Source organism: Pseudomonas fluorescens (genome assembly GCF_902497875.1).
GTDB classification, from domain to species: domain Bacteria; phylum Pseudomonadota; class Gammaproteobacteria; order Pseudomonadales; family Pseudomonadaceae; genus Aquipseudomonas; species Aquipseudomonas fluorescens_BR.
On record NZ_CABVHY010000009.1, the window covers coordinates 186966 to 210972 of the forward strand.

Below are 24007 nucleotides of genomic sequence, written 5' to 3' on the forward strand. Positions count from 1 at the left end.
ATCACCTGTAGGAGCGTCGCTCCTACAGGGTCAGGCGTACACCCGCCCATGTTCACCAGGGCTCAATAGCATGATGATTTCCTCTCCCTGGCGCGCCGATTTTCCGGCCATCGCCGCTCTGCAACGGCAAGACCAGACCTATCTGGACAACGCCGCCACCACTCAGAAACCCCAAGCCCTGCTGGACGCCCTGACGCACTACTACGCCAACGGCGCGGCCAATGTACATCGGGCTCAACACCTGCCGGGCGCCCACGCCACCCAGGCGTTCGAAGACAGTCGTGGCAAGGTTGCCCAGTGGCTGAATGCCGGCGCTGACGGGCAGATCATTTTTACCCATGGCGCGACCTCCGCGCTGAACCTCCTGGCCTATGGCCTGGAACACCAATTCAATCCGGGCGATGAAATCGTCATCAGCGCCCTGGAACACCACGCCAACCTGCTGCCGTGGCAACAGCTGGCCCTGCGTCGCGACCTTGAGCTGATTGTCCTGCCATTGGACGCCGATGGCCTGATCGATCTTGACGCCGCGGCCAGCCTGATCGGCCCGCGCACTCGCCTGCTGGCGGTCAGCCAGTTGTCCAACGTACTGGGTGCCTGGCAGCCGTTGCCGGCACTGCTGGCGATGGCCAAGGCCCATGACGCGTTGACCGTGGTCGATGGCGCTCAGGGCGTGGTCCATGGCCGCCACGATGTGCAGGCGCTGGGTTGCGACTTCTATGTATGTTCCAGTCACAAGCTCTACGGGCCGGACGGGCTTGGCGTGCTGTTTGGCCGTAACGAGGCGTTGCGCCAGCTGCGTCATTGGCAATTTGGCGGTGAAATGGTGCAAAACGCCGACTATCAGCACGCCTCCTTCCGCCCCGCCCCGCTCGGTTTCGAAGCCGGAACCCCGCCGATTGCCAGCGTTATCGGCCTTGGCGCGACCCTCGATTACCTGAGCGGGCTCGATCAGGACGCGGTGAACGCCCATGAGGCCGCCTTGCATGCCTATTTGCTGCAAGGCCTGCTCGCGCGCAAAGGCCTCCGCCTGCTGGGCAAACCGCAGGTGGCGCTGGCCAGTTTTGTCGTCGAGGGTGTGCATAACTCTGACGTGGCGCACTTGCTGACCGAGCAGGGCATTGCCGTGCGTGCCGGCCATCATTGTGCGATGCCATTACTGAAAAGCCTGGGCCTGCCGGGGGCGATTCGGGTTTCCTTGGCGCTGTACAACGATTCCGACGACCTGGAGCGCTTCTTTACCGCTCTGGATCAAGCCCTGGAGCTGCTGCGATGAACCTCCCAGCCGAAGCGCTGAGCGCACTGCAAACCTTCCAGGCCGCCACCGGCTGGGAACAGCGGGCACGTCTGCTGATGCAGTGGGGCGATCGGCTGCCGGCCTTGAACGAGGCGTACAAAATCGACGCCAACCGGGTGCTAGGCTGTGAAAGCCAGGTCTGGTTGATCGGTGACTTGCAGGACAGTCACTGGCAGTTTGCGGCGAGCAGCGATGCGCGATTGATTCGTGGATTGGTGGCGTTACTGCTGGTGCGGGTCAACGGGTTGTCGGCGCAAGAGTTACAGCAGGTGGATTTGCCGGAGTGGTTCAACCAGCTGGGATTATCCAGACAGCTGTCGCCATCGCGCAGCAATGGATTGAATGCGGTGTTGCAGCGGATGCGAGAGCTGGCTGACCGCTGAATCTGCGGTGTCGGTCAGGGCCTCATCGCGAGCAAGCTCGCTCCCACATTATTAGATCCATGTTGAACACAAAAATAGTGGAATAACTCAGACCCTGTGGGAGCGAGCTTGCTCGCGATGAGGCCATCAGCAGCAATATTTAAACCTGAGGCTTGACCCGTTCCGCCGGCCGCCGCACACCGGCAACAATCTTGTCCACCGCCTTGGTCGCCGCGACCATGCCGAAGGTCGCCGTCACCATCATCACCGCGCCAAAACCACCGGCGCAGTCGAGCTTCACCCCGTCGCCGACAAAACTCTTCTGCAGGCAAATGCTGCCGTCCGGTTTCGGATAGCGCAGTTGTTCGGTGGAAAACACGCAGGGCACGCTGTAATGACGGGTTACGGTGCGTGAGAAGCCGTAGTCGCGGCGCAAGGTGGAGCGGACCTTGGAAGCCAGCGGGTCATTAAAGGTCCGGTTCAGGTCACAGACCTGAATCAGCGTCGGGTCGATCTGCCCGCCGGCGCCGCCGGTGGTGATGATCTGAATCTTGCGACGCTTGCACCAGGCGATCAGCGCCGCCTTGGCGTTGACGCTGTCGATGCAGTCGATCACGCAATCGATGTCCGGGGTGATGTACTCGGCCATGGTCTCGCGAGTGACGAAGTCGGCCACCGCATGCACCTTGCAGTCCGGGTTGATCCCACGCAGGCGTTCAGCCATCACCTCGACCTTGGCCCGGCCGACGGTACTGTCTAATGCGTGCAACTGGCGATTGCTGTTGCTCACGCAAACATCGTCCAGATCGAACAACGAGATCTCGCCCACCCCGCAGCGAGCGATGGCTTCCGCCGCCCAGGAGCCGACTCCACCCACCCCGATGATTGCCACATGGGCCGCGCGCAAACGCGCAAGGCCTTCGATGCCATACAAACGGGCGACGCCAGCAAACCGCGGATCTTCTGCACTCATGACCATTACCCCAAAAACCGGCGCGCATTATAGGCCCGATGCTCGCCAAGAGCATCTTTGCGCTATGAACGGCAGCCAAGCCTGTTCTAATGGACTACGCATCACTGCGATTTAAGCTACAGCACCGCAAGCAAAGAACTTTAATCGACTTGGATTGCCCAATATCGGACCTTTTCCTGTCCGCTGTACGGTCAATCGAGGGCCAGTGTAGGATGCGCGCCGTTTGGCACCTGCCGGCAGTTCTTCGTTCCACACCCTTTGGAACCCGAAATAGCTATGTCATCGCGTAAATTTGGACTCAACCTGGTGGTGGTGTTGGCAATCGCCGCGCTGTTCACCGGTTTCTGGGCGCTGGTCAACCGCCCGGTCACAACACCCAACTGGCCTGAACAGATCTCCGGTTTTTCTTACTCGCCCTTCCAGCAAGGCCAGTACCCACAGAGAAACCAGTACCCGTCCGACGATGAAATGCGTCGCGACCTGGAGATCATGAGCAAGCAGACGGACAATATCCGCACCTATTCGGTGGACGGCACCCTGGGTGATATTCCCAAGCTGGCCGAAGAATTTGGCCTGCGGGTGACCCTGGGGATCTGGATCAGTCCGGATCTGGAGCGCAACGAGCGCGAAATCCAGCGCGCCATCGAGATCGCCAACAGTTCCCGCAGTGTGGTGCGAGTGGTGGTCGGTAACGAGGCGATCTACCGCAAGGAAATCACCGCCGAGCAATTGAGCGTGATGCTTGATCGCGTGCGCGCGGCAGTCAAAGTGCCCGTGACCACTTCCGAGCAGTGGCACGTCTGGGAAGAGAACCCGAGCCTGGCCAAGCACGTCGACCTGATCGCTGCGCACGTCCTGCCCTACTGGGAGTTCGTGCCGGTGGAAGAGGCCGGCCAGTTCGTCCTCGATCGTGCCCGCGACCTGAAAAAAATGTTCCCGAAAAAACCCCTGCTGCTGTCCGAGGTCGGCTGGCCGAGCAATGGCCGCATGCGTGGCGGTGCCGACGCGACCCCGGCCGATCAGGCGATCTACTTGCGCACCCTGGTGAACAAGCTCAACCGCCAGGGCTACAACTACTTCGTGATCGAAGCCTTCGACCAGCCGTGGAAGGCCAGCGATGAAGGCTCGGTGGGCGCCTACTGGGGCGTGTACAACGCCGCACGCCAGCAGAAATTCAACTTTGAAGGACCTGTGGTCGCGATCCCGCAGTGGCGGGTGCTGGCTGTTGGCTCAGTGGTGCTGGCAATGCTTTCGCTGGCCTTGCTGTTGATCGACGGCTCGGCCCTGCGTCAGCGTGGCCGGACCTTCCTGACCTTTATCGCGTTCCTCTGCGGTTCGGTGCTGGTGTGGATCGGTTACGACTACAGCCAGCAATACAGCACCTGGTTCAGCCTGACGGTGGGCTTCCTGCTCGCCCTCGGTGCGCTCGGGGTGTTTATCGTGTTGCTGACCGAAGCCCACGAACTGGCCGAGGCGGTCTGGACCCACAAACGTCGGCGTGAATTTCTGCCCGTTGTGGGTGATTCGGACTACCGACCGAAAGTCTCGATCCATGTGCCCTGCTACAACGAGCCGCCGGAGATGGTCAAACAGACCCTCAACGCGTTGGCCAACCTCGATTATCCGGATTTCGAAGTCCTGATCATCGATAACAACACCAAAGACCCGGCGGTCTGGGAACCGGTGCAGGCCTACTGCGAAACCCTCGGCCCACGCTTCAAGTTCTTCCACGTAGCGCCACTGGCCGGTTTCAAGGGCGGTGCGCTGAATTACCTGATTCCGCACACCGCTCCAGACGCCGAAGTCATCGCGGTGATCGACTCCGACTACTGTGTCGATCCGAACTGGCTCAAGCACATGGTGCCGCACTTCGCCGACCCGAAAATCGCCGTGGTGCAATCACCGCAGGATTATCGCGACCAGAACGAAAGCACCTTCAAGAAGCTCTGCTACTCCGAATACAAGGGTTTCTTCCATATCGGCATGGTCACCCGCAACGACCGTGACGCGATCATCCAGCACGGCACCATGACCATGACCCGCCGTTCGGTGCTCGAAGAACTGGGCTGGGCCGATTGGTGCATCTGTGAAGACGCCGAACTGGGTCTGCGGATCTTCGAAAAAGGTTTGTCGGCTGCGTATTACCACACCAGCTATGGCAAGGGGCTGATGCCCGATACGTTTATCGACTTCAAGAAACAGCGTTTCCGCTGGGCCTATGGGGCGATTCAGATCATCAAGCGGCACACCGCCAGCCTGATTCGCGGTAAAGACACCGAACTGACCCGTGGCCAGCGCTATCACTTCCTCGCGGGCTGGTTGCCGTGGGTCGCCGACGGCATGAACATCTTCTTCACCGTCGGTGCCCTGTTGTGGTCGGCGGCGATGATCATCGTGCCGCAACGGGTCGATCCGCCGTTGCTGATCTTCGCGATCCCGCCCCTGGCGTTGTTCGTGTTCAAGGTCGGCAAGATCATCTTCCTCTACCGTCGTGCGGTCGGGGTCAACCTGAAAGATGCCTTCGCAGCGGCACTGGCCGGCCTGGCGTTGTCTCACACCATCGCCAAAGCGGTGTTGTACGGGTTCTTCACCAGCAGCATTCCGTTCTTCCGTACGCCGAAAAATGCCGACAATCACGGTTTTTGGGTAGCGATTTCGGAAGCCCGGGAAGAGATGTTCATCATGCTGATGTTGTGGGGCGCGGCGCTGGGCATCTGCCTGGTGCAGGGCCTGCCAAGCTACGACATGCGCTTCTGGGTCGCCATGCTGCTGGTACAGTCGCTGCCGTATCTGGCGGCGCTGATCATGGCTTTCCTGTCTTCGCTGCCAAAACCTTCGACCGAAGCTGAGCACGCACCGGCCGTCTAAATCAATACAGAAGCACTAAACGGCGGCCAACGGCCGCCGTTTTGCTTTAAGATATCCGCCATTTTACGCGCCTTGCACCACGAGATTTAAGGCCTGACCACACTAACTGTGGGAGCGGGTTTGCCCGCGAAGCTTTTAGCGGCGGTGATGGCCCCTTCGCGGGCAAGCCCGCTCCCACAAAAGCCTGCACCTATATTCCAAGTTTCCGGAGTTCTTCATGACGGCCCACGCCGACCTTTCGCCGACCCTCCAACTCGCCTGTGACCTGATCCGCCGTCCCTCGGTGACGCCGATCGACGCCGATTGCCAGAAGCTGATGATGCAGCGCCTGGGCGATGCCGGCTTCAAGCTGGAGCCAATGCGCATTGAAGAGGTGGATAACTTCTGGGCGACCCACGGTAAACACGATGGCCCGGTGCTGTGCTTCGCCGGCCACACCGACGTGGTCCCGACCGGCCCGGTGCAAGCCTGGCAGACCGACCCGTTCGATGCGCTGATCGACGAACACGGCATGCTCTGCGGCCGTGGCGCGGCGGACATGAAAGGCAGCCTCGCGGCCCTGTTGGTGGCGGCCGAGCGCTTTGTCGCCGACTACCCGGACCACAAGGGCTCGGTGGCCTTCCTGATCACCAGTGACGAAGAAGGCCCGGCCCATCACGGCACCAAAGCGGTAATCGAGCGTCTGGTCGCCCGTAAAGAGCGTCTGGACTGGTGCATCGTCGGCGAGCCGTCGAGCACCACGCTGGTCGGTGACGTGGTCAAGAATGGTCGTCGCGGCTCCCTCGGCGCCAGGCTTACCGTACGCGGTGTACAGGGCCACGTGGCCTACCCGCACCTGGCGAAAAACCCGATCCACCTCGCCGCCCCGGCCCTGGCCGAACTGGCCGCCGAGCACTGGGACCACGGCAACAGCTTCTTCCCGCCGACCAGCTTCCAGATTTCCAACCTGAATTCCGGCACTGGCGCGACCAACGTGATCCCGGGTGATCTGGTCGCGGTATTCAACTTCCGCTTCTCCACCGAGTCGACTGTCGAAGGCCTGCAAAAGCGCGTCGCCGATATCCTCGACAAGCATGGCCTGGACTGGCATGTGGAGTGGGCGCTGTCCGGCCTGCCGTTTCTCACTGAACCGGGCGCGTTGCTCGACTCGGTGTCGGCGAGCATCAAGGCCATCACCGGCCGTGAAACCCAGGCTTCCACCAGTGGCGGCACCTCCGACGGACGCTTCATTGCAACCATGGGCACCCAAGTGGTCGAACTCGGCCCGGTCAACGCGACGATCCACCAGGTCAACGAACGCGTGCTGGCCAGCGACCTCGACGTGCTGACCGAGATTTACTACCAGACCCTGATCAAGTTGCTCGCCTGATGCTCGCCTGCCCGATCTGCAGCGAACCGCTGAACGCGGTGGACAACGGCGTGGCCTGCCCCGCCGGGCATCGTTTCGACCGCGCGCGGCAGGGTTACCTGAACCTGTTGCCGGTGCAGCACAAGAACAGCCGTGACCCTGGGGATAACCAGGCGATGGTCGAAGCCCGTCGCGATTTCCTCAACGCCGGCCATTACGCGCCGGTGGCCAAACGCCTGGCCGAACTAGCCGCGCAAGTAGCGCCGCAGCGCTGGCTGGACATCGGTTGTGGCGAGGGTTACTACACCGCGCAAATCGCGCAAGCCCTGCCCAATGCCGAGGGTTACGCCCTGGATATCTCTCGCGAAGCCGTGAAACGCGCCTGCCGGCGCAATCCGCAGCTGACCTGGTTGATCGCCAGCATGGCCCGCGTGCCCTTGGCCGATGCCAGCTGCCAGTTCCTCGCCAGCGTGTTCAGCCCCCTCGACTGGCTTGAGGCCAAGCGCCTGCTCAGCCCCGGCGGCGGTTTGATGAAGGTCGGGCCGACCAGCGGCCATCTGATGGAATTGCGTGAGCGCCTGTACGATGAGGTGCGCGAGTACACCGACGACAAACACCTGGCGCTGGTGCCCGAAGGCATGCAGTTGCAACACAGCGAGACCCTGGACTTCAAGTTGACTCTGGACCGAGGTCAGGACCGCGCCAACCTGTTGGCCATGACACCCCACGGCTGGCGCGCCAGTGCCGAACGGCGGGCAAAGGTCATCGAACAGGTAGAGCCGTTCGAGGTCAGCGTATCGATGCGCTACGATTACTTCGTTCTTCAGTAACCCTTAATTCATGGCCTTGAGCGTCGCTTGAGGCCGACTAAATCCGCGAATGGATTTTTCAGACCCGCAACGAGGACATCCATGCGCCAGCCCGATATCGAGATTTACCTGAAAGACGCCGACGTCGATTACAAGGCCATCGCGGCCTGGCTCGGCACGGCCCTGGGCCCTTGCACCGACTGGGTTCAGAGGGGCCAGACCTATAAATGCAAGGCCGGAGACGTCCCAGTAACCTGGCTGCCGAAGGCCGTGGGCAAATGGAACAGCCTGCACCTGGACAGCGATCAGACTCCATGGGACGACGACATTGCCTGCGCCCGCGCCGCTTTTGCCGCGCTGAACGTGGAAGTGCGTTGCGCGCCGGGTTCCTGGGTCGAAGAAGAAGGTGAGGAGTCGGCGGATCGCTGGATGCGGATCAGCGCCGATGGTGAAGAAGAGATCACCTGGAAAACCGCTTAAAGGCCATACGCCGAACCTGTGGGAGCGAGCGTGCTCGCGATAGCGGTGTAAGACGCGCAGTCAATGTCGCGCCAGATGACGCCATCGCGAGCAAGCTCGCTCCCACAGTATTTGTGCACTACGTTAATTGGGTGCGAGAGATTGGGTTATTGCTCCAGTTTTTGCGGCGTTTCCTCGCCCATGCAGCGCACAGCCTTCTTCTTGCTGTTGACTAGCACGCCGGTCAAGCCTTTCTGCTCGGTGTCGAACAGCACCAGCACGCCATCAATGCACTGAGCGACCTGGGTAGCGGGCTCCAGGGACACCTTGTAGTCCTCACCCGGCAGGGTTTTGACCATAGTGAATTCGCTCAGCAGCAGTGCGTCCTCAGGTTTTGCGAAATGCAGGTAGCCGTAGTACCACAGGACCGCGACAGTGCCGAGGATGCTGCAGATACCGGTGATGATCAGGGGAATGGCGTTACGTTCTTCACTCATTGCGGACTCTCTGGAGGTTCAACTTCTGAATTCTGGGGTAGTGGGTAATTCGGGATCTCGCCCAGCCGGCGCAGGCCGTTGAAATGCTGCGGGTCATCAAGGTAACGCAGCATGACTTTTCGCCAGACCGGATCGGCAAAGGTCTGCACATGACCACCACGGGTCAGTTGCAGCACTCTGGGCGGCGGCGCAGCTTGATACAGACGGACGCCGTTGGAAAGAGGTACCAGCGGATCATCGATGCTGTGGTAAATCAATTTCGGCACTGCATTGAGTTGCGCCATGGCGTTGATCGCACTGTCGTCATCCGGCACCAGCCAGGAAAGCGGCACCTGGAACGCCCAGGTCATCCAGGAGCTACTCAAGGCAAAACGCCCGACATCACGGTAACTGGCCGGCACGCCGTCGAGCACAATGGCCTTGAGCTGGCGCTGACGCTCGGGATGCTCGACCAGGTAATGCACCGCCAACGCGCCCCCCAGGCTCTGACCGAGGACCACCAGCGGTTTGCCTTGAGCCTCGGGGGCCTGGTCCAGCCACTGGAACGCCGCATCGATGTCCTGGTAAATCTCGGGCAACCGCGGCTCCCCCTCGGACAGGCCATAACCGCGATAGTCCACCAGCAACACCTGATAGCCCTGCTCGGGCAGCCACCAGCTACCGCCCAGGTGCCAGGCCAGATTGCCGCCATTGCCGTGCAGATGCAGCACCGTGCCCTTGACCGCTACACCGGCCTTGGCTGGCAGCCACCAACCGTGCAGTTTGAGCCCGTCGGCGGTGATCAGGGTGACGTCGCGAAATTGCAGCTTGGCTTTTTCCGGAGTGAATGGCTGACCGGGCTCGGGATAGAACAACAAGGCGCTGCAGCCGCTCAGTGCGATTAACAGGCTGATGATGCCGAGGATTCTCATCCGATTGAAACCTCGCATATAAGGTGATGCATCAGGTTAGTGATCATTTGTGGCGAGGGGGCTTGTCGGAACGCCGCATCGCCCCGTTCGGCTGCGAAGCAGTCGTAAAACCTGCACATGCGGTCTGTCTGGCAGAACCGACTTGCAGGTTTTAGGGCCGCTTCGCGCCCCAGCGGGGGCAAGCCCCCTCGCCACAAAAAAGCCCGTCCGCCGACAGACCTCATTGCTACAAGATATTCGAATAATCCGCTTCGATCCGGTCCAGGCTCAGGTGATTGAGGAAGTTGGAGAAGCACATCCAGGCCGACAAGGCGTTCAAGTCACGGATTTGTTCGGGCAAATACTTGGGCGGCACCACCAGTCCTTCGTCCACCAGCTGGCGCAGCGTACGCATGTCCTCCAGGGTGGTCTTGCCACAGAACAGCAAGGGAATCTGCTCAAGCTTGCCCTTACGCACGGCCAACTGAATGTAGTTGTAAACCATGATAAAGCCCTTGAGGTAGGACAAGTCTTTGGTAAATGGCAAACCGTCAGGCACCGAGCCGCGGAACACCCGGCTGGCGTTACCATAGCTTTGCGCCATATCGAAGCCATGCTCACGGAAGAACTCGAAGATCTGCATGAAGTCCGCACCTTCTTCCACCATATGGATGGCGCGGGTGCGGTTAGTCAGTTTGCGCAGGCGGCTTGGATAGGAGGCAAAGGTGATGATTTCCATCAGGATCGCCAGGCCTTCCTGGGTCACGGTCGAGGACGGCGGGCCCTTGGACAGGAAGGTGCAGATCGGCTGGTTCAGGCCGTTGAGGGTAGTACCCACATGCACCAGCCCTTCATGGACTTCGAGGGCGCGCACGTCACGGTGGTTGAACATCGCGTCGGTGCGGATCTTGATGTAGTCGGCACCGGCCGCCGCATCGGCAACGATCCCGTCGGACTCGAACACCCGAATGGTTTCCTCGGCCTCGCCGAACACCTTGTTCAGACGGGTTTGCAGCAGATGAACGGCCTCCTTGGAGGTCAGGATCTTCGGTTCGTCCTTGAGGTCGCCGCGGCCGTCGATGTTGTTCAGGTAGTCGGAGAGCATCAGGCCCAGGTCGGCCAGGGTCGGGTCACCGGCATGGAAGGCGTCGGAAGCGGCGCCGTAAAGCTCCTGGGAGATCAGGCCGAAGTCCTCGGTGCCGCGCGCTTCGAGCATGCGCACCACCATGCGGTATTCCTTGCACATGCGGCGCATGATCTGCCCGACCGGGTTGAACTGGCCGAGTTGCCGGGTGATGTCGCGTTCGATGTTCTGGAATTCCAGTTTCACCGAACTGGGATCGAACGCCAGCGGGCGGTTGAGGTAGTAGTCGCGATCTACCGCAGGCATTTTCTTGCCATTGGCCTTGAGGAAACCGTTGCGGATGCTGTCGTCCCACTTGACCGCATCCAGTACGCGGATCGGCGTTTGCGCCAGCACTATGCGATCGGACAAAAGGCGTATCGTCTGCTGGTAATCGTCCACCCGAAGCTCCTATTGATAACGTTCTATGCTGCGTTTACTTACCCGAACGCTGGAAGCGCGCCGCTTCGACGAACACATCAGAGTTGGCCGGATCATCCAGGTAGGCGAACACCTGCTCCAGCGGATTGCCGACCAGTACGCCCTCGCCTTCTTCGGTTTCAAACGGTTCGCCACTCAGGGCTTCTTGCCCCAGTGCCTGATGGATCTGCTCGAGGTCGAGGTTGTAGACCACCAGTTCGTGGTCATCGGTCAGCTCGAAACCGGCGATAGTGAAGTTACCGCCCAAGCTGGCCGGTACTTTTGCCGACACATACCAGCGGCTGCCATGACGGGAGACCGTAAACCCATAGGCATCACGCTCCCGGGGTTTGGCTTTGGCGTAGCTGACGGCCTGGTAGCGGTTGGTGCCAACACGGGTCAGCTCAAGGTTGAGCGCTTCGCCCCAGGCATTCTTGCTGGTCCATTTGCCGAGCAACCCCGCAGGCGCCGGCTCACTCGCCGGCAATGGCTCCTTGAAGGACACCAGGCAGCCGCTGAGCAGCAGGAACGACAAGGCGATCACGACACGCCAGGACTTCATTCAACACTCCCTATGAACATATGACCGGCTTCTGTAGGCGCTGGCGCAAGCTGCGATCTGTTTCAGCCTGGTGAGATCTGCGTGGCAGATCGAAGATCAAAAGATCGCAGCCTGCGGCAGCTCCTACACAAGGGACCGCGTGGCTCACGCCAATACCGGCACCGAGGAGTGCCGGGGTCCTCAGACGGAAGCCAGCACCAAATGCATGTAACGCTTGAGAATACCGAGCATTTCTTCCTCCGCCTGAGGCTCCGGATCATTGAGCAGGCCTTGATATTCCATCCGTCCGATAATCGCCGTCAACACTTTGGCATCTTGTTGTGGCTCACGGGACCCCAAAACCTGGAAAAACAGGCATGTGCCCTGTAGCAGAATTTGCTGGTGCGAGCGCACCAACAGCGCCAGACGCGGATTAAGCAGCGCCTCCTGGCGGAACGCCTGCTCGGCCATCAGGTGCTCGCGACGGTTGTGCAATTGGCGCTGAACGTAGTCGGCGGTCAATCGGGCAATATCATCCGCCAGCTGCGAGCGGGACTGCGGACTGCCGTCACCGTAGGCAACCATCTCGCGCAACACGCCTTCGCTATTCGCCCAGAATTTGGCCATGAAGGCCGCGCTGCGTTCCACGTATTGAGCAAAGGTATCGGTGAGCAAATCATCGATATCCTTGAAATAATAAGTGGTCGCCGACAGTGGCACACCGGCCTCGGCGGCCACTGCGCGGTGACGCACCGCCCGCACCCCGTCGCGGACGACGATGCGCATGGCGGCATCGAGAATGACCTGTCGGCGCTGCTCGCTGCCCTGTCGGCTGGCCTTGCGGCCCTGGTACTGAACGCTTTCAGCGACCGCAGCGGCGATGCCCGCTGCACCTTCTTGAGCAATTGCACGGTTCACGACAGGCTTTCCTCTCGAATCTCAATGAATTAGAAGTACGTCAGTCCCACACAGACAATAAAAAGCCGCCTCTAAGCGGCGGCTTTTTATTCAAAACACTTACGCTTGCGGCCGCATGTGCGGGAACAGGATCACGTCGCGGATCGACGGAGCGTCGGTGAGTAGCATCACCAGACGGTCGATACCGATCCCTTCACCCGCGGTTGGCGGCATGCCGTACTCCAGGGCGCGGACAAAGTCGGCATCGTAATGCATGGCTTCGTCGTCACCGGAATCCTTGTCACGCACCTGGGCCTGGAAGCGCTCGGCCTGGTCTTCCGCGTCGTTCAACTCGGAGTAGGCGTTGGCGATTTCACGGCCACCAATGAACAGCTCGAAGCGGTCGGTGACATTCGGGTTGGTGTTGTTGCGACGTGCCAGTGGCGACACTTCGAACGGGTATTCGGTGATGAAGGTCGGCTGTTCCAGTTTGTGCTCGACCAGCTCTTCGAAAATCATGGTTTGCAGCTTGCCCAGACCTTCGAAGCCTTTGACGTCGGCACCGGCTTTCTTGGCGATAACGCGAGCCTTGTCGATGTCTTGCAGATCGGCTTCGGTGATCTCGGGGTTGTACTTGAGAATCGAAGCGAATACCGAGATGCGCTGGAACGGCTGGCCGAAGTGGAACACCTTGCCCTGATACGGCACATCGGTGGAACCCAGAACCAGCTGCGCGAGTTCGCGGAACAGTTCTTCGGTCAGGTCCATGTTGTCTTCGTAGTCAGCGTAGGCCTGGTAGAACTCGAGCATGGTGAACTCGGGGTTGTGCCGGGTCGAAACGCCTTCGTTACGGAAGTTACGGTTGATCTCGAACACGCGCTCGAAACCACCGACCACCAGACGCTTGAGGTACAGCTCCGGCGCGATGCGCAGGAACATGTCCAGGTCCAGGGCGTTGTGGTGAGTCTCGAATGGCTTGGCCGCGGCACCACCAGGAATGGTTTGCAGCATCGGCGTTTCGACTTCAAGGAAGTCGCGCTGCATCAGGAAGCTGCGGATGTGCGCGATCACTTGCGAACGGATGCGGAACGTCTGACGGACTTCTTCGTTGACGATCAGGTCGACATAACGCTGGCGATAGCGGGTTTCGGTATCGGTCAGACCGTGGTGCTTGTCCGGCAGCGGGCGCAGGGACTTGGTCAGCAGGCGCACGTTGGTCATTTCAACGTACAGGTCGCCTTTGCCGGAACGCGCCAGGGTGCCTTCGGCGGCAATGATGTCGCCCAGGTCCCAGGTTTTCACCGCGGCCAGGGTTTCTTCGGACAGGGTTTTACGGTTGACGTAAACCTGGATGCGCCCGGACATGTCCTGGATCACCATGAAGGAACCACGGTTGAGCATGAGACGACCGGCAACCTTGACCGGGATCGCAGCCTCTGCCAGCTCTTCCTTGGTCTTGTCCGCGTACTTCTTCTGCAAGTCTTCGCAGTAGGCATCGCGACGGAAGTCGTTGGGGAAGGCCTGGCCCTTGGCGCGCTCGGCAGCAAGCTTTTCCTTGCGCAGGGCGATCAGGGAGTTTTCTTCCTGTTGCAGGGCTTGCGGATCGAGTTGTAGGTCGCTCATGTCTTTAAATATTCCATCACAGGTTCATTGCCCTCGACTTCGAGGGTTCGCGGGCTTCGCCGCGCTCCTGCAGGAGCGCGGTGGCTCCGCAGATTTCCGGTGTTACCCGATTACAGCCCTTGCTTGAGGCTGGCGATCAGGTATTCGTCGATATCGCCGTCGAGCACTTTGTCGCAGTCGCTGCGCTCGATGTTAGTGCGCAGATCCTTGATCCGCGACTGGTCGAGCACGTACGAACGGATCTGATGGCCCCAGCCGATATCCGACTTGGTGTCTTCCAGGGCTTGCGAAGCAGCGTTGCGCTTCTGCACTTCCTGTTCGTACAAGCGCGCCCGCAACATTTTCATCGCGGTGTCTTTGTTCGCGTGCTGGGAGCGCTCGTTCTGGCAGCAGACCACGGTGTTGGACGGTACGTGGGTGATACGGACCGCCGAGTCGGTGGTGTTTACGTGCTGACCACCGGCACCGGAGGAGCGATAGGTATCGATCCGCAGGTCGGACGGGTTGATGTCGATTTCGATGTTGTCATCGATTTCCGGCGAAACGAAAACCGCCGAGAACGAGGTGTGACGACGGTTGCCGGAGTCGTACGGGCTTTTGCGTACCAGACGGTGCACGCCGATTTCGGTGCGCAGCCAGCCAAAGGCGTATTCACCCTTGATATGCACGGTCGCGCCCTTGATCCCGGCGACTTCACCGGCGGACAGCTCCATGATGGTCGCTTCGAAACCGCGTTTATCCGCCCAGCGCAGGTACATGCGCAGCAGGATGTTGGCCCAGTCCTGGGCTTCGGTGCCGCCAGAACCGGACTGAATGTCCAGATAAGCGTTGTTGGGATCCATCTCGCCGCTGAACATCCGGCGGAACTCGAGCTTCTCGAGGGATTCGCGCAGACGCTCGACTTCGGCGGCAACGTCGTCTACAGCGGCCTGGTCTTCTTCCTCGGCAGACATCAACAGCAGGTCTTTGGCATCGACCAGACCGCTGGACATTTCATCGAGGGTATCGACGATCTGGGCCAGCAAGGAACGCTCGCGGCCTAGATTCTGGGCGTATTCAGGGTTGTTCCAGACACTCGGATCTTCAAGCTCGCGATTGACTTCGGTCAGACGCTCATGCTTTTGATCGTAGTCAAAGAAACCCCCGAATAGTTTCGGAGCGCTCGGACAGGTCCTTGATACTGTTAAGGATCGGGTTGATTTCCATGGCGGGCAGCACTCGTTGGCGAACTTTTGAAAGCCGACGAGTATACCGTAGTCAGGCCGCCACGGCAGCCCGCTTGGCCGATGCCCCCCCTATTTCATTCAATCCCCACCTGATTGCGCCCATTGTTCTTCGCCAGGTACAAACCTTTGTCGGCGGCCGAGATCAGTTGCCGACAATTGCTGCCCTGCTGCGGGGTTATGGTCGACAGGCCGATGCTGATGGTCAGGTTCGCGTCTTCAGCCGGGAAGATATGTGGAATCTTCAGTGCAGCCACGGTCTGGCGCAATTTTTCGGCGACCATCCGCGCGCCGCCCGGTGAAGTGTTGGGCAGCACCAGGACGAACTCCTCGCCGCCGTAACGGGCCGGCAGGTCCGACGGTCGGCCGCTGACGTCACGAATGGCGGTGGCAACCTTGCGCAGGGCTTCATCGCCCTCCAGATGACCGAAACTGTCGTTGTACAACTTGAAGTAGTCGACATCGATCATCAGTAGCGACAGTTGCGTCTGATCGCGCAGGCATCGCCGCCATTCCAGCTCGAGGTACTCATCGAAGTGCCGGCGATTGGACAACCCGGTCAGGCCGTCGGAGTTCATCAGGCGCTGCAACACCAGGTTGGTGTCGAGCAACTGCTGCTGGCTGACCCGCAAGGCGCGATAGGCGGCATCGCGTTGCAACAGGGTCATGTAGGAGCGCGAGTGATAGCGGATCCGCGCCACCAGTTCGATGTTGTCCGGCAGTTTGACCAGATAATCGTTGGCGCCAGCGGCAAATGCGGCGCTTTTGATCAAGGGGTCTTCCTTGGTCGACAGCACGATGATCGGAATATTCCTGGTCGCCGGGTGGTTGCGGTATTCACGCACCAGCGTCAGGCCGTCCAGCCCGGGCATGACCAGGTCCTGGAGGATCACCGTCGGCTTGATGCGCACAGCCTGGGCGATCGCCTGATGCGGATCGGAGCAAAAGTGGAAGTCGATGTTCTCTTCGCTGGCCAGCCCGCGCCGCACTGCTTCACCGATCATTGCCTGGTCATCGACCAACAGCACCATCGCGGCATTTTCATCGGTTTTGAAATCGTCGAGCTGTAAATCATTCATCAGTGGTCACCTGAGTTTCTAGGCTTGCCAGGACTGCTGTGTGGTCAGTCATTTGGCAAATATTTCCAGCAGTCGGGGCGCAATCTTGTCCAGCGGACGAATTTCCACGGCGGCGTCGATCGCCGCCGCGGCTTTGGGCATCCCATACACCGCACTGCTGCGCTGGTCCTGGGCGATGGTCAGGAAACCCTGCTGGCGCATCAACTTGAGGCCCTGAGCACCATCACGGCCCATGCCGGTCAGTAATACGCCAACCGCATCGCCGTTCCAGTAACTGGCCACGCTCTCGAAGAACACGTCGATCGAGGGTCGATAGATCTCGTTGACCGGTTCAGCGGTATAAGCCAGCGTACCGTTCTTCAACAAGCGAATATGGTGGTTGGTGCCAGCCAGCAGCACGGTGCCACCCTGCGGCTGTTCCCCCTGTTGCGCCAGGCGCACCGTCAAACCCGAGGCACTGCTTAACCATTCGGCCATGCCCGCGGCGAACACCTGGTCAACATGCTGAACCAGCACAATGGCCGCTGAAAAATCCCGAGGCAGGCCTTTGAGGAGGATTTCCAGCGCCGCCGGCCCGCCAGCGGAAGAGCCGATGGCCACCAGGCTCTTTCGCTGCACCATGCTGCACAACGGTGTCGGTGCCGAACGTACCTGGCGGTCGCTCTGGCCGATCAGCCAGCCGATATTGAGGATCTTGCGCAGCAGTAGCGCCGCGGCTTCTTTCGCATTACCGGCGCCGACGACCGGCGTGTCGACCACATCCAGCGCGCCAAAGCCCATGGCCTCGAACACTCGATGGACGTTCTGCTGGCGGTCGACGGTCACGATCACGATGGCGCACGGGCTCTCGGCCATGATCCGCCGGGTCGCCTCCACGCCATCCATCACCGGCATGATCAAATCCATCAGGATCAGGTCAGGGGTCAGTTCGGCGCACTGTTTCACTGCCTCGGCACCATTACTCGCGACCCAGACCACTTCGTGCGCCGGCTCGAACGCCAGGGCTCTGCGCAAGGCTTCCACGGCCATGGGCATATCGTTGACGATAGCGATCTTCATGCCCGAGCTCCTCCAATGAGTTCCACTACCGCATCCAGCAAAGCGTCGTCATGAAAACTGGCTTTGGCTAGATAATAGTCGGCCCCGGCGTCCAGCCCACGACGGCGGTCTTCTTCGCGATCCTTGTAGGAAACCACCATCACCGGCAGCGACTGCAAGCGAGTATCGCGACGCAACAGGGCGACCAATTCAATGCCATCCATGCGCGGCATATCGATATCGGTGATCAGCAGATCGAAGTCTTCGCCGCGCAAGGCGTTCCAACCGTCCATGCCGTCTACCGCCACCGCCACGTCATAGCCGCGGTTGAGCAACAGTTTGCGCTGCAACTCGCGCACGGTCAGCGAGTCGTCGACCACCAGAATGCGTTTGCGGGCGATCTCCACCACCTGATGCGGGTGCCGGGCGATCCGCTCCAGTCGGCCGGTGTTCAGCAGTTTATCCACTGAGCGCAGCATGTCTTCGACGTCGATAATCAGCACCACGGAGCCATCGTCCAGCAGCGCCCCGGCGGAAATGTCCTGAATCTTGCCCAGGCGATCATCGAGGGGCAGCACCACCAGTGTGCGCTCGCCGATAAACCGCTCGACGGCCACGCCATACACCGCGTCGCGCTCGCGAATCACCACCACCTTGAGGGTTTGCTCGCTGCCCTGGGCCGCCGGGCGCTGCAACAACTGGCTGGCCGCGACCAGGCCGACATGCCGGCCTTCGTGCCAGAAGTGCTGACGGCCTTCGACTTGCACGATCGCCTCCGGCTCCAGGTCGCACATGCGTTCGATGTGCGCCAGCGGGAAGGCATAGGCCTCGTCGGCGACTTCCACCACCAGACTGCGCACCACCGACAGGGTCAGTGGCACTTCAAGATGAAAGCGGCTGCCCTCGCCCGCCGTTTGCTCCAGCACCACGGCGCCGCGTAATTGCCGGACCATGTGCTGCACCGCATCCAGACCGACGCCGCGGCCGGAGACTTCGGTGACCTTGTCACGCAGACTGAAGCCCGGCAGGAACAGGAAGGTCAGCAGTTCTTCTTCGCTCAACCGGGCGGCGGTCTCGGCCGGTGATAATTGGCGCTGCACAACGCTGTGGCGGACCTGCTCCAGGTCGACGCCGTTGCCGTCGTCGCTCAGCTCCAGCACCAGCAGCCCGGCCTGATGAGACGCGCGCAGACGAATCAGACCTTCGGCAGGTTTACCGGCCAGCAGCCGTTGTTCGGGGGACTCGATGCCGTGATCCACGGCATTGCGCAACAAATGGGTCAGCGGCGCTTCGAGTTTTTCCAGCACATCGCGGTCAACCTGGGTCTTGTCACCCTCGATCTCCAACCGCACCTGCTTGCCCAGACTGCGCCCCAGATCGCGGACCATTCGTTCCTGCCCGGCCAGCACATCGGCGAACGGCCGCATGCGGCAGGCCAGCGCCGTGTCATACAAGACTTGAGCGCGCTGGCTGGCGTGCCAGCCGAACTCATCCAGTTCCGCGGTTTTCTCCGCCAGCAGTTGCTGGGACTCGGCGAGCAGGCGGCGGGCATCGGCCAGATGTTCCTGGGCTTCGAGGCTCAGTTCGTGCTCTTTGAGGTGGACGTTGAGGCTTTCCAGGGCGCGCAGGCTGTTGCCCTGCATGCGCTTGAGGCGTTGCAGGGTTGCCAGCCAGGGCTTGAGACGCTGGGTTTCCACCAGGGACTTGCTCGACAGATCGAGCAGACTGTTCAAGCGTTCGGCGGTCACCCGCAGCACTCGTTCGCCACCCTCGGTGACGCGCCGGCTGTTGCGCGGCGCTTCGCCGGGCGCGGCAAGCATGGGTCCTGGTTCCAACAACAACTCCAACTCGGCACGGGGTAGCTCGAGTTGCAGCTCGGCCATCGCCAGCGTGACCGGTTCAATGCTGGGCGCGGCCCCTCTGGCATGCATCGCAGCCGGATCGAGCAGCCGGCCCATCAAGGCGACATAGCGCTCGATATCGCTCGGCCCCACGTTATCGCTGCCCGGCGTCGCGATACGCAGCAAAAAGTCGGTGCCTTGCAGCAAGGCGTCGATATGTTCGGGCTGCAGGTGCAGGCGACCTTCCTGGGCGCTGACCAGGCAATCCTCCATCACATGCGCCACGCTGACCCCGGCGTCGACCCCGACAATCCGTGCGGCGCCCTTCAGCGAATGCGCCGCACGCATGCAGGCTTCCAGTTGATCGGCCTGGGTCGGGTTGCGTTCCAGTGCCAGCAGGCCAGCGCTGAGCACCTGGGTTTGCGCTTCGGCTTCCAGGCTGAACAGCTCCAGCAACGAGGCGTCGCGCATTTGATCGGGGGTCATGCGAGGCTCCGGGTCACGGCGGACAACAACTGTTCTTCATCCAGCCAGCGCAAGCTGCGCCCTTTGAATTGCAAGACACCCCGGGTGTATTTGCCGCTGGCTTGCGAGCCGGAGCTGGAGGCTGCGTTCAAGGTGCGTTCATCAATAGCGTGAATTGCGTCAACTTCATCCACGGGCACCACCACCGGGCCACCCTGGGCGGCAATGATCAGCATACGCGGCATGACCCGCGTCCCGGAGGCAACCGCGCCGGTAGCCTCCAGCCCCAGCAATTCCACCAGTGACAGGCAGGCGACCAGGGCTCCGCGCACATTCGCCACGCCCAACAGCGCCCGTGAACGCTGATGCGGCAAGGAGTGTATCGGCTGCAACGGCGCCACCTCGACCAGGCAGCGAGTCACCAGTGCCAGCCACTCTTCGCCCAGGCGAAATACCAACAGCGAGCGAGTGACGACATCGTTCTCGACAGCGATCGACTGCTGATGGTCTTCCTGTTGCAAGGCATAACGATCGAGCAGGCGGGTTGCGGCAGCTGAATACACCGCGCAATTGCGACAGTGAATATGTTCGGCCAACAACGGGCAGGATCTGTCACCGCGGATACCGATGCGGCTCCAGCAGTCATCGATGGCCTGCGCATCCTCCCGGGTCACGTGCAACGAAACAGAACGGCTCATCGTTTACGCTCACTGTCAGCGGCGCGCTCGCTACGAGCAGCGCGTTCCTGCAATCGACGGGCACCCGCCGCGTCCCCCTGGGACGCCAGCAATATCGCCAGGTGCATCAAGGCTTCCGGGTGTTGCGGCTGCAGATACAGGGCTTTGCGATAGAAACCTTGAGCCTCCAGCACACTGCCGGCGACATCGCTGAGCAAACCCAGCCAGTAAAATACTTGAGCCACCGGCTCATGGCTGCGCAGGTACTGCTCGCAAGCGGCGCGGGCCTCAGCGCTTTTGCCTGCATTGGCCAGCGCGGCGATGTTGGCAAGCAAGGTAGCGGCATCAATCGGCGCAGCACCCGTCAGGCCAGGCCTGGTCGTTGGCGCAACGCTGGCGAAGGGTCGGCGACGCGGGGGCGGCACCACACTGTGTATTGGCTGGCGCACCGGTAACGGCGACGGAACAAAGACCGGCAGCGGTTCGGGTTCAGGCTCGGTGTGCCGACTGAAGGCAAAGGATTGGGCAATACCGATCGAGCGCATGCCCAGACGTCCCAGCAGACTGCCCTCGGCCGGGCCGATAAAGAGCACGCCGTCGACATGGGTCAGGCGCTTGAGCACTTCAAACACCTGCCGCTGAGTCGGCTGATCAAAGTAAATCAGCAGATTGCGGCAGAACACAAAGTCATAGGCCGGCTCATTGGCCAGCAGGGCCGGATCCAGCAGATTGCCCACCTGCAGACGAACCTGCTCGCGCACCCGCTGACTGAGGTGATAACCGTCAGCCTCATTGCTGAAGTGACGTTCACGAAAATCGCTGTCCAGCCCGCGAAATGAATTCTTGCCGTAGATCGCGCGTTTGGCCCGCTCCACCGACAAAGGGCTGACATCCAGCCCTTCGACCTTGAACTGATGAGGCGCCAGACCGGCATCGAGCAGGGCCATGGCAATCGAATAGGGTTCTTCGCCGGTGGAACACGGCAGGCTGAGGATCCGCAAGGCCCTCATGTTGTTGATTTCGGCCAGACGCGCCACCGCCAGTCTGGCCAGGGTCGCGAAAGATTCCGGGTAACGGAAAAACCAGGTTTCCGGGACAATCACTGCTTCGATCAGCGCCAGCTGCTCATCACCTGAACCTTGCAGTGCGTGCCAGTACTCATCAGCAGTCAGCGCCTGTTGGGCACTGGTTCGCTGGCGCACCGCACGCTCGATGATCGCCGGCCCCACGGACGCCACGTCCAGGCCGATGCGCTCCTTGAGGAAATCGAAAAAGCGCTGGTCGCTGCTCATGAGCGCTCCTCAAGCCGAGCGAGATCCAGAGGTGGCGACGGGAACAGCAGCGCACGGACCTCGGCGTCGAGCAAATCAGCGACCCGAATCCATTGCAGCAAGCCCTGCTGATCTTCGCGCACCGGCCCCAGATAGGGCGCCTGGCGATTGTCCAGGCCATAGGGCTGAAAGTCCGCCGGGTCGCAGCGCAGGGTATCGGTGGCCTGTTCAAGAATCAGCCCGAGCAATTGCCCGGGCAGCGAAGCGTCCACACGATAGTGCACCAGCACCAGGCGCGTGCTGGTGCGCGCCCGGGCCGGCTGGCCGAAAGTCAGCGCGCTGAGATCGATCACCGGCACCACCGCACCCCGATAGGCGAAGACCCCGGCGACCCACGAGGGGGCTTTGGCGATCGGCTTGAGTGGCAGGCGTGGCAGCACTTCCGCCACCTCGATGGCCTGCAGGGCGTAGCGGTCGTTACCGATGCGGAACAGCAAAAATAACGAATGTTTAGGCGCCAATGCTACGCCGCGTTTCGCCGCGAGTTCACTCATCAGACTTTGAAGCGCGAAACGCCGCTACGCAGCCCCACCGCCACCTGGCTCAGCTCGTCGATGGCGAAACTGGCCTGACGCAGCGACTCCACAGTCTGGCCGCTGGCATCACCCAGCTGCACCAGCGCATGGTTGATCTGTTCCGCGCCGGTGGCCTGGGCCTGCATGCCTTCATTGACCATCAGCACTCGCGGAGCCAACGCCTGCACCTGGTGAATGATCTGCGACAGCTGCTCGCCGACCTGCTGCACTTCGGACATGCCACGGCGCACTTCTTCGGAGAACTTGTCCATGCCCATGACCCCGGCCGACACCGCCGACTGGATCTCACGGACCATTTGCTCGATGTCGTAGGTGGCCACGGCGGTCTGATCCGCCAGGCGTCGTACTTCGGTGGCGACCACCGCAAAACCGCGGCCGTACTCACCGGCCTTCTCGGCTTCGATGGCGGCGTTGAGCGACAGCAGGTTGGTCTGATCGGCGACCTTGACGATGGTGACCACCACCTGATTGATGTTGCCGGCTTTCTCGTTGAGGATCGCCAGCTTGGCATTGACCAGATCGGCCGCGCCCATCACCGAGTGCATGGTGTCTTCCATGCGTGCCAAGCCTTGCTGGCCGGAACCGGCCAGCACCGAGGCCTGATCGGCGGCGGTGGAGACTTCGGTCATGGTGCGCACCAGATCCCGGGAGGTGGCAGCGATTTCCCGCGAAGTGGCGCCGATTTCAGTGGTGGTCGCCGCGGTTTCAGTCGCTGTAGCCTGCTGTTGCTTGGAGGTGGCGGCGATTTCCGTGACCGACGTGGTGACCTGCACTGATGAGCGCTGGGCCTGGGACACCAGCGACGTGAGCTCGGTCATCATGTCGTTGAAGCCGGTTTCGACCGCGCCGAACTCGTCCTTGCGCTCCAGATTCAAACGCCCGCTCAAGTCGCCGGTACGCATGATATCGAGGATTTCGACGATGCGGTTCATCGGCGCCATGATCGCGCGCATCAGCAGCAGACCGCACAGACCGGCAGCCAGTATCGCGATCAGTAAAGAGATGCCCATGCTGATTTTGGCTTCAATCACTGCGTCATCAATGGCATCCATGGACTGATCTGCCACGCTCTTGTTCTGGGAAATGATCTCGTTGAGCTTCTTGCGACCGTCGGCCCAGATCGGGGTCAACTCTTCATTGAAAACCCGCACGGCTTCAGTATTTTGCTCGCGATGGTGCAGCTCAAGCACAGTGGCCAGTGTCTTGGTGTAAGCCTGATGCAGCGCCTTGAAGGCATCGAACTCGGCCTGATCCGCTTGACCATGGATGGTCTGCTGATAGTTCGCCAGTTGCTGCTCGATTTGCTGCTCCAGGGATTTGAAGTCCGTAATGTGCGCTGCCCCCTCCTCCGCTCCATGTTGCAGTCCAAACAGTTCCTCGACCTCCATGTAATTATCGACCCAGATACCGCGAATCATCGCGCTGAAGTACAAACCAGGCATGGCATCGTTCCGTATGTTCTCCTCCGAGGACTCGATCTTCAGCAACCGGGAATACGAGGCCACGACCATCAGCAACATGATGCCGATAATCACCGCAAAGCTCGCCAAAATGCGGTGGCGCAATGTCCAGTTCTTCACAGTCAGTCCTCGGGGGGCCATTCAAATTCGGGGGAGTATAGCCGAGGCAGTGCCTTGATCTATCAGCGGGATGCGCACCACGTCGCACTTGGAGTGGAAAAAGTCGGCAGCCGCTCTGGATGGCTACTTT

21 protein-coding genes are annotated in these 24007 nt (G+C 60.9%); 6 read left to right on the forward strand and 15 right to left on the reverse strand.

The window, feature by feature from the left end; genetic code table 11:
- Positions 1-70: 70 nt before the first annotated feature.
- Both F8N85_RS11330 and F8N85_RS11335 read left to right on the forward strand, forming a co-directional pair.
- On the forward strand, positions 71-1276 hold the full coding sequence (locus F8N85_RS11330) for an aminotransferase class V-fold PLP-dependent enzyme (RefSeq protein ID WP_150803705.1): 1206 nt from the start codon (positions 71-73) through the stop codon (positions 1274-1276).
- Positions 1273-1680 carry a SufE family protein gene (locus tag F8N85_RS11335; protein WP_150803706.1) on the forward strand — a complete coding sequence of 136 codons (408 nt, stop codon included), beginning with the start codon at positions 1273-1275 and terminating at the stop codon, positions 1678-1680. The genes F8N85_RS11330 and F8N85_RS11335 overlap by 4 nt, the downstream gene beginning before the upstream one ends.
- Before the next feature lie 139 nt (positions 1681-1819).
- Here the strand turns inward: F8N85_RS11335 and tcdA are convergent, their stop codons facing one another.
- Positions 1820-2632 (reverse strand): tRNA cyclic N6-threonylcarbamoyladenosine(37) synthase TcdA, encoded by an 813-nt coding sequence (tcdA, locus tag F8N85_RS11340; protein ID WP_412072486.1) that lies wholly within the window; start codon positions 2630-2632, stop codon positions 1820-1822.
- A 276-nt stretch (positions 2633-2908) separates the two neighbouring features.
- Here tcdA and F8N85_RS11345 point away from each other — a divergent pair, with 276 nt between their 5' ends.
- The 4 genes from F8N85_RS11345 (at position 2909) to F8N85_RS11360 (ending at position 8137) form a co-directional block, all read left to right on the forward strand.
- Positions 2909-5500, forward strand: coding sequence for a glycosyltransferase (locus F8N85_RS11345; RefSeq protein ID WP_150803708.1), 2592 nt, complete (start codon positions 2909-2911; stop codon positions 5498-5500).
- Between the two features lie 217 nt (positions 5501-5717).
- Positions 5718-6869, forward strand: coding sequence for a succinyl-diaminopimelate desuccinylase (gene dapE / locus F8N85_RS11350; protein ID WP_150803709.1), 1152 nt, complete (start codon positions 5718-5720; stop codon positions 6867-6869).
- On the forward strand, positions 6869-7678 hold the full coding sequence (locus F8N85_RS11355; protein WP_150803710.1) for a putative RNA methyltransferase: 810 nt from the start codon (positions 6869-6871) through the stop codon (positions 7676-7678). Before dapE ends, F8N85_RS11355 begins: the two co-directional genes overlap by 1 nt.
- 81 nt (positions 7679-7759) lie before the next feature.
- Positions 7760-8137, forward strand: a complete 378-nt coding sequence (locus tag F8N85_RS11360; RefSeq protein WP_150803711.1) for a hypothetical protein — start codon at positions 7760-7762, stop codon at positions 8135-8137.
- Between the two features lie 146 nt (positions 8138-8283).
- On the opposite strand, the gene F8N85_RS11365 is transcribed toward F8N85_RS11360, so the two are convergent.
- The 14 genes from F8N85_RS11365 to F8N85_RS11430 all read right to left on the reverse strand — a co-directional run bounded on the left by F8N85_RS11365 (position 8284) and on the right by F8N85_RS11430 (position 23877).
- Positions 8284-8613, reverse strand: a complete 330-nt coding sequence (locus tag F8N85_RS11365) for a hypothetical protein (protein WP_150803712.1) — start codon at positions 8611-8613, stop codon at positions 8284-8286.
- A complete protein-coding gene (locus F8N85_RS11370) occupies positions 8610-9524 on the reverse strand; it encodes an alpha/beta hydrolase (RefSeq protein ID WP_150803713.1) in 915 nt (304 codons plus the stop codon). Before F8N85_RS11370 ends, F8N85_RS11365 begins: the two co-directional genes overlap by 4 nt.
- Before the next feature lie 226 nt (positions 9525-9750).
- Complete coding sequence (locus F8N85_RS11375) at positions 9751-11028, reverse strand: flavohemoglobin expression-modulating QEGLA motif protein (protein WP_150803714.1); 1278 nt, start codon at positions 11026-11028, stop codon at positions 9751-9753.
- A gap of 34 nt (positions 11029-11062) precedes the next feature.
- Positions 11063-11608 carry a DUF4262 domain-containing protein gene (locus tag F8N85_RS11380; RefSeq protein ID WP_150803715.1) on the reverse strand — a complete coding sequence of 182 codons (546 nt, stop codon included), beginning with the start codon at positions 11606-11608 and terminating at the stop codon, positions 11063-11065.
- Between the two features lie 180 nt (positions 11609-11788).
- Positions 11789-12505, reverse strand: a complete 717-nt coding sequence (locus F8N85_RS11385) for a TetR/AcrR family transcriptional regulator (protein ID WP_150803716.1) — start codon at positions 12503-12505, stop codon at positions 11789-11791.
- 99 nt (positions 12506-12604) lie between these two features.
- The gene (gene lysS, locus F8N85_RS11390) at positions 12605-14107 is read right to left on the reverse strand and encodes a lysine--tRNA ligase (protein WP_150803717.1); all 1503 of its coding nucleotides are present in this window, start codon (positions 14105-14107) and stop codon (positions 12605-12607) included.
- A gap of 110 nt (positions 14108-14217) precedes the next feature.
- A protein-coding gene (prfB, locus tag F8N85_RS11395) for a peptide chain release factor 2 (RefSeq protein ID WP_150803718.1) occupies positions 14218-15313 on the reverse strand; the annotation gives its coding sequence in 2 pieces (ribosomal slippage) (positions 14218-15240 and positions 15242-15313; 1095 coding nt in all).
- Between the two features lie 94 nt (positions 15314-15407).
- Positions 15408-16409 (reverse strand): response regulator, encoded by a 1002-nt coding sequence (locus F8N85_RS11400; protein ID WP_150803719.1) that lies wholly within the window; start codon positions 16407-16409, stop codon positions 15408-15410.
- A 48-nt stretch (positions 16410-16457) separates the two neighbouring features.
- The gene (locus F8N85_RS11405) at positions 16458-17468 is read right to left on the reverse strand and encodes a chemotaxis response regulator protein-glutamate methylesterase (RefSeq protein WP_150803720.1); all 1011 of its coding nucleotides are present in this window, start codon (positions 17466-17468) and stop codon (positions 16458-16460) included.
- Positions 17465-19774, reverse strand: coding sequence for a hybrid sensor histidine kinase/response regulator (locus F8N85_RS11410; protein WP_150803721.1), 2310 nt, complete (start codon positions 19772-19774; stop codon positions 17465-17467). The genes F8N85_RS11405 and F8N85_RS11410 overlap by 4 nt, the downstream gene beginning before the upstream one ends.
- The gene (locus F8N85_RS11415; protein WP_150803722.1) at positions 19771-20451 is read right to left on the reverse strand and encodes a chemotaxis protein CheW; all 681 of its coding nucleotides are present in this window, start codon (positions 20449-20451) and stop codon (positions 19771-19773) included. Before F8N85_RS11415 ends, F8N85_RS11410 begins: the two co-directional genes overlap by 4 nt.
- The gene (locus F8N85_RS11420) at positions 20448-21722 is read right to left on the reverse strand and encodes a CheR family methyltransferase (RefSeq protein WP_150803723.1); all 1275 of its coding nucleotides are present in this window, start codon (positions 21720-21722) and stop codon (positions 20448-20450) included. Before F8N85_RS11420 ends, F8N85_RS11415 begins: the two co-directional genes overlap by 4 nt.
- A complete protein-coding gene (locus F8N85_RS11425) occupies positions 21719-22255 on the reverse strand; it encodes a chemotaxis protein CheW (RefSeq protein WP_150803724.1) in 537 nt (178 codons plus the stop codon). The genes F8N85_RS11420 and F8N85_RS11425 overlap by 4 nt, the downstream gene beginning before the upstream one ends.
- The gene (locus F8N85_RS11430; RefSeq protein WP_150803725.1) at positions 22255-23877 is read right to left on the reverse strand and encodes a methyl-accepting chemotaxis protein; all 1623 of its coding nucleotides are present in this window, start codon (positions 23875-23877) and stop codon (positions 22255-22257) included. The genes F8N85_RS11425 and F8N85_RS11430 overlap by 1 nt, the downstream gene beginning before the upstream one ends.
- Positions 23878-24007: the final 130 nt, after the last annotated feature.

Excerpts from the sequence above, each read along its gene's own strand:
- F8N85_RS11345 (WP_150803708.1), top strand. The coding sequence starts at position 2,909 with ATGTCATCGCGTAAATTTGGACTCAACCTGGTGGTGGTGTTGGCAATC.
- F8N85_RS11410 (WP_150803721.1), bottom strand. The coding sequence starts at position 19,774 with ATGACCCCCGATCAAATGCGCGACGCCTCGTTGCTGGAGCTGTTCAGC.
- F8N85_RS11365 (WP_150803712.1), bottom strand. The coding sequence starts at position 8,613 with ATGAGTGAAGAACGTAACGCCATTCCCCTGATCATCACCGGTATCTGC.
- F8N85_RS11405 (WP_150803720.1), bottom strand. The coding sequence starts at position 17,468 with ATGAAGATCGCTATCGTCAACGATATGCCCATGGCCGTGGAAGCCTTG.
- tcdA (WP_412072486.1), bottom strand. The coding sequence starts at position 2,632 with ATGAGTGCAGAAGATCCGCGGTTTGCTGGCGTCGCCCGTTTGTATGGC.
- dapE (WP_150803709.1), top strand. The coding sequence starts at position 5,718 with ATGACGGCCCACGCCGACCTTTCGCCGACCCTCCAACTCGCCTGTGAC.
- F8N85_RS11420 (WP_150803723.1), bottom strand. The coding sequence starts at position 21,722 with ATGAGCAGCGACCAGCGCTTTTTCGATTTCCTCAAGGAGCGCATCGGC.
- lysS (WP_150803717.1), bottom strand. The coding sequence starts at position 14,107 with ATGAGCGACCTACAACTCGATCCGCAAGCCCTGCAACAGGAAGAAAAC.
- F8N85_RS11380 (WP_150803715.1), bottom strand. The coding sequence starts at position 11,608 with ATGAAGTCCTGGCGTGTCGTGATCGCCTTGTCGTTCCTGCTGCTCAGC.
- F8N85_RS11330 (WP_150803705.1), top strand. The coding sequence starts at position 71 with ATGATGATTTCCTCTCCCTGGCGCGCCGATTTTCCGGCCATCGCCGCT.
- F8N85_RS11335 (WP_150803706.1), top strand. The coding sequence starts at position 1,273 with ATGAACCTCCCAGCCGAAGCGCTGAGCGCACTGCAAACCTTCCAGGCC.
- F8N85_RS11415 (WP_150803722.1), bottom strand. The coding sequence starts at position 20,451 with ATGAGCCGTTCTGTTTCGTTGCACGTGACCCGGGAGGATGCGCAGGCC.
- F8N85_RS11425 (WP_150803724.1), bottom strand. The coding sequence starts at position 22,255 with ATGAGTGAACTCGCGGCGAAACGCGGCGTAGCATTGGCGCCTAAACAT.
- F8N85_RS11400 (WP_150803719.1), bottom strand. The coding sequence starts at position 16,409 with ATGAATGATTTACAGCTCGACGATTTCAAAACCGATGAAAATGCCGCG.
- F8N85_RS11360 (WP_150803711.1), top strand. The coding sequence starts at position 7,760 with ATGCGCCAGCCCGATATCGAGATTTACCTGAAAGACGCCGACGTCGAT.
- F8N85_RS11370 (WP_150803713.1), bottom strand. The coding sequence starts at position 9,524 with ATGAGAATCCTCGGCATCATCAGCCTGTTAATCGCACTGAGCGGCTGC.
- F8N85_RS11355 (WP_150803710.1), top strand. The coding sequence starts at position 6,869 with ATGCTCGCCTGCCCGATCTGCAGCGAACCGCTGAACGCGGTGGACAAC.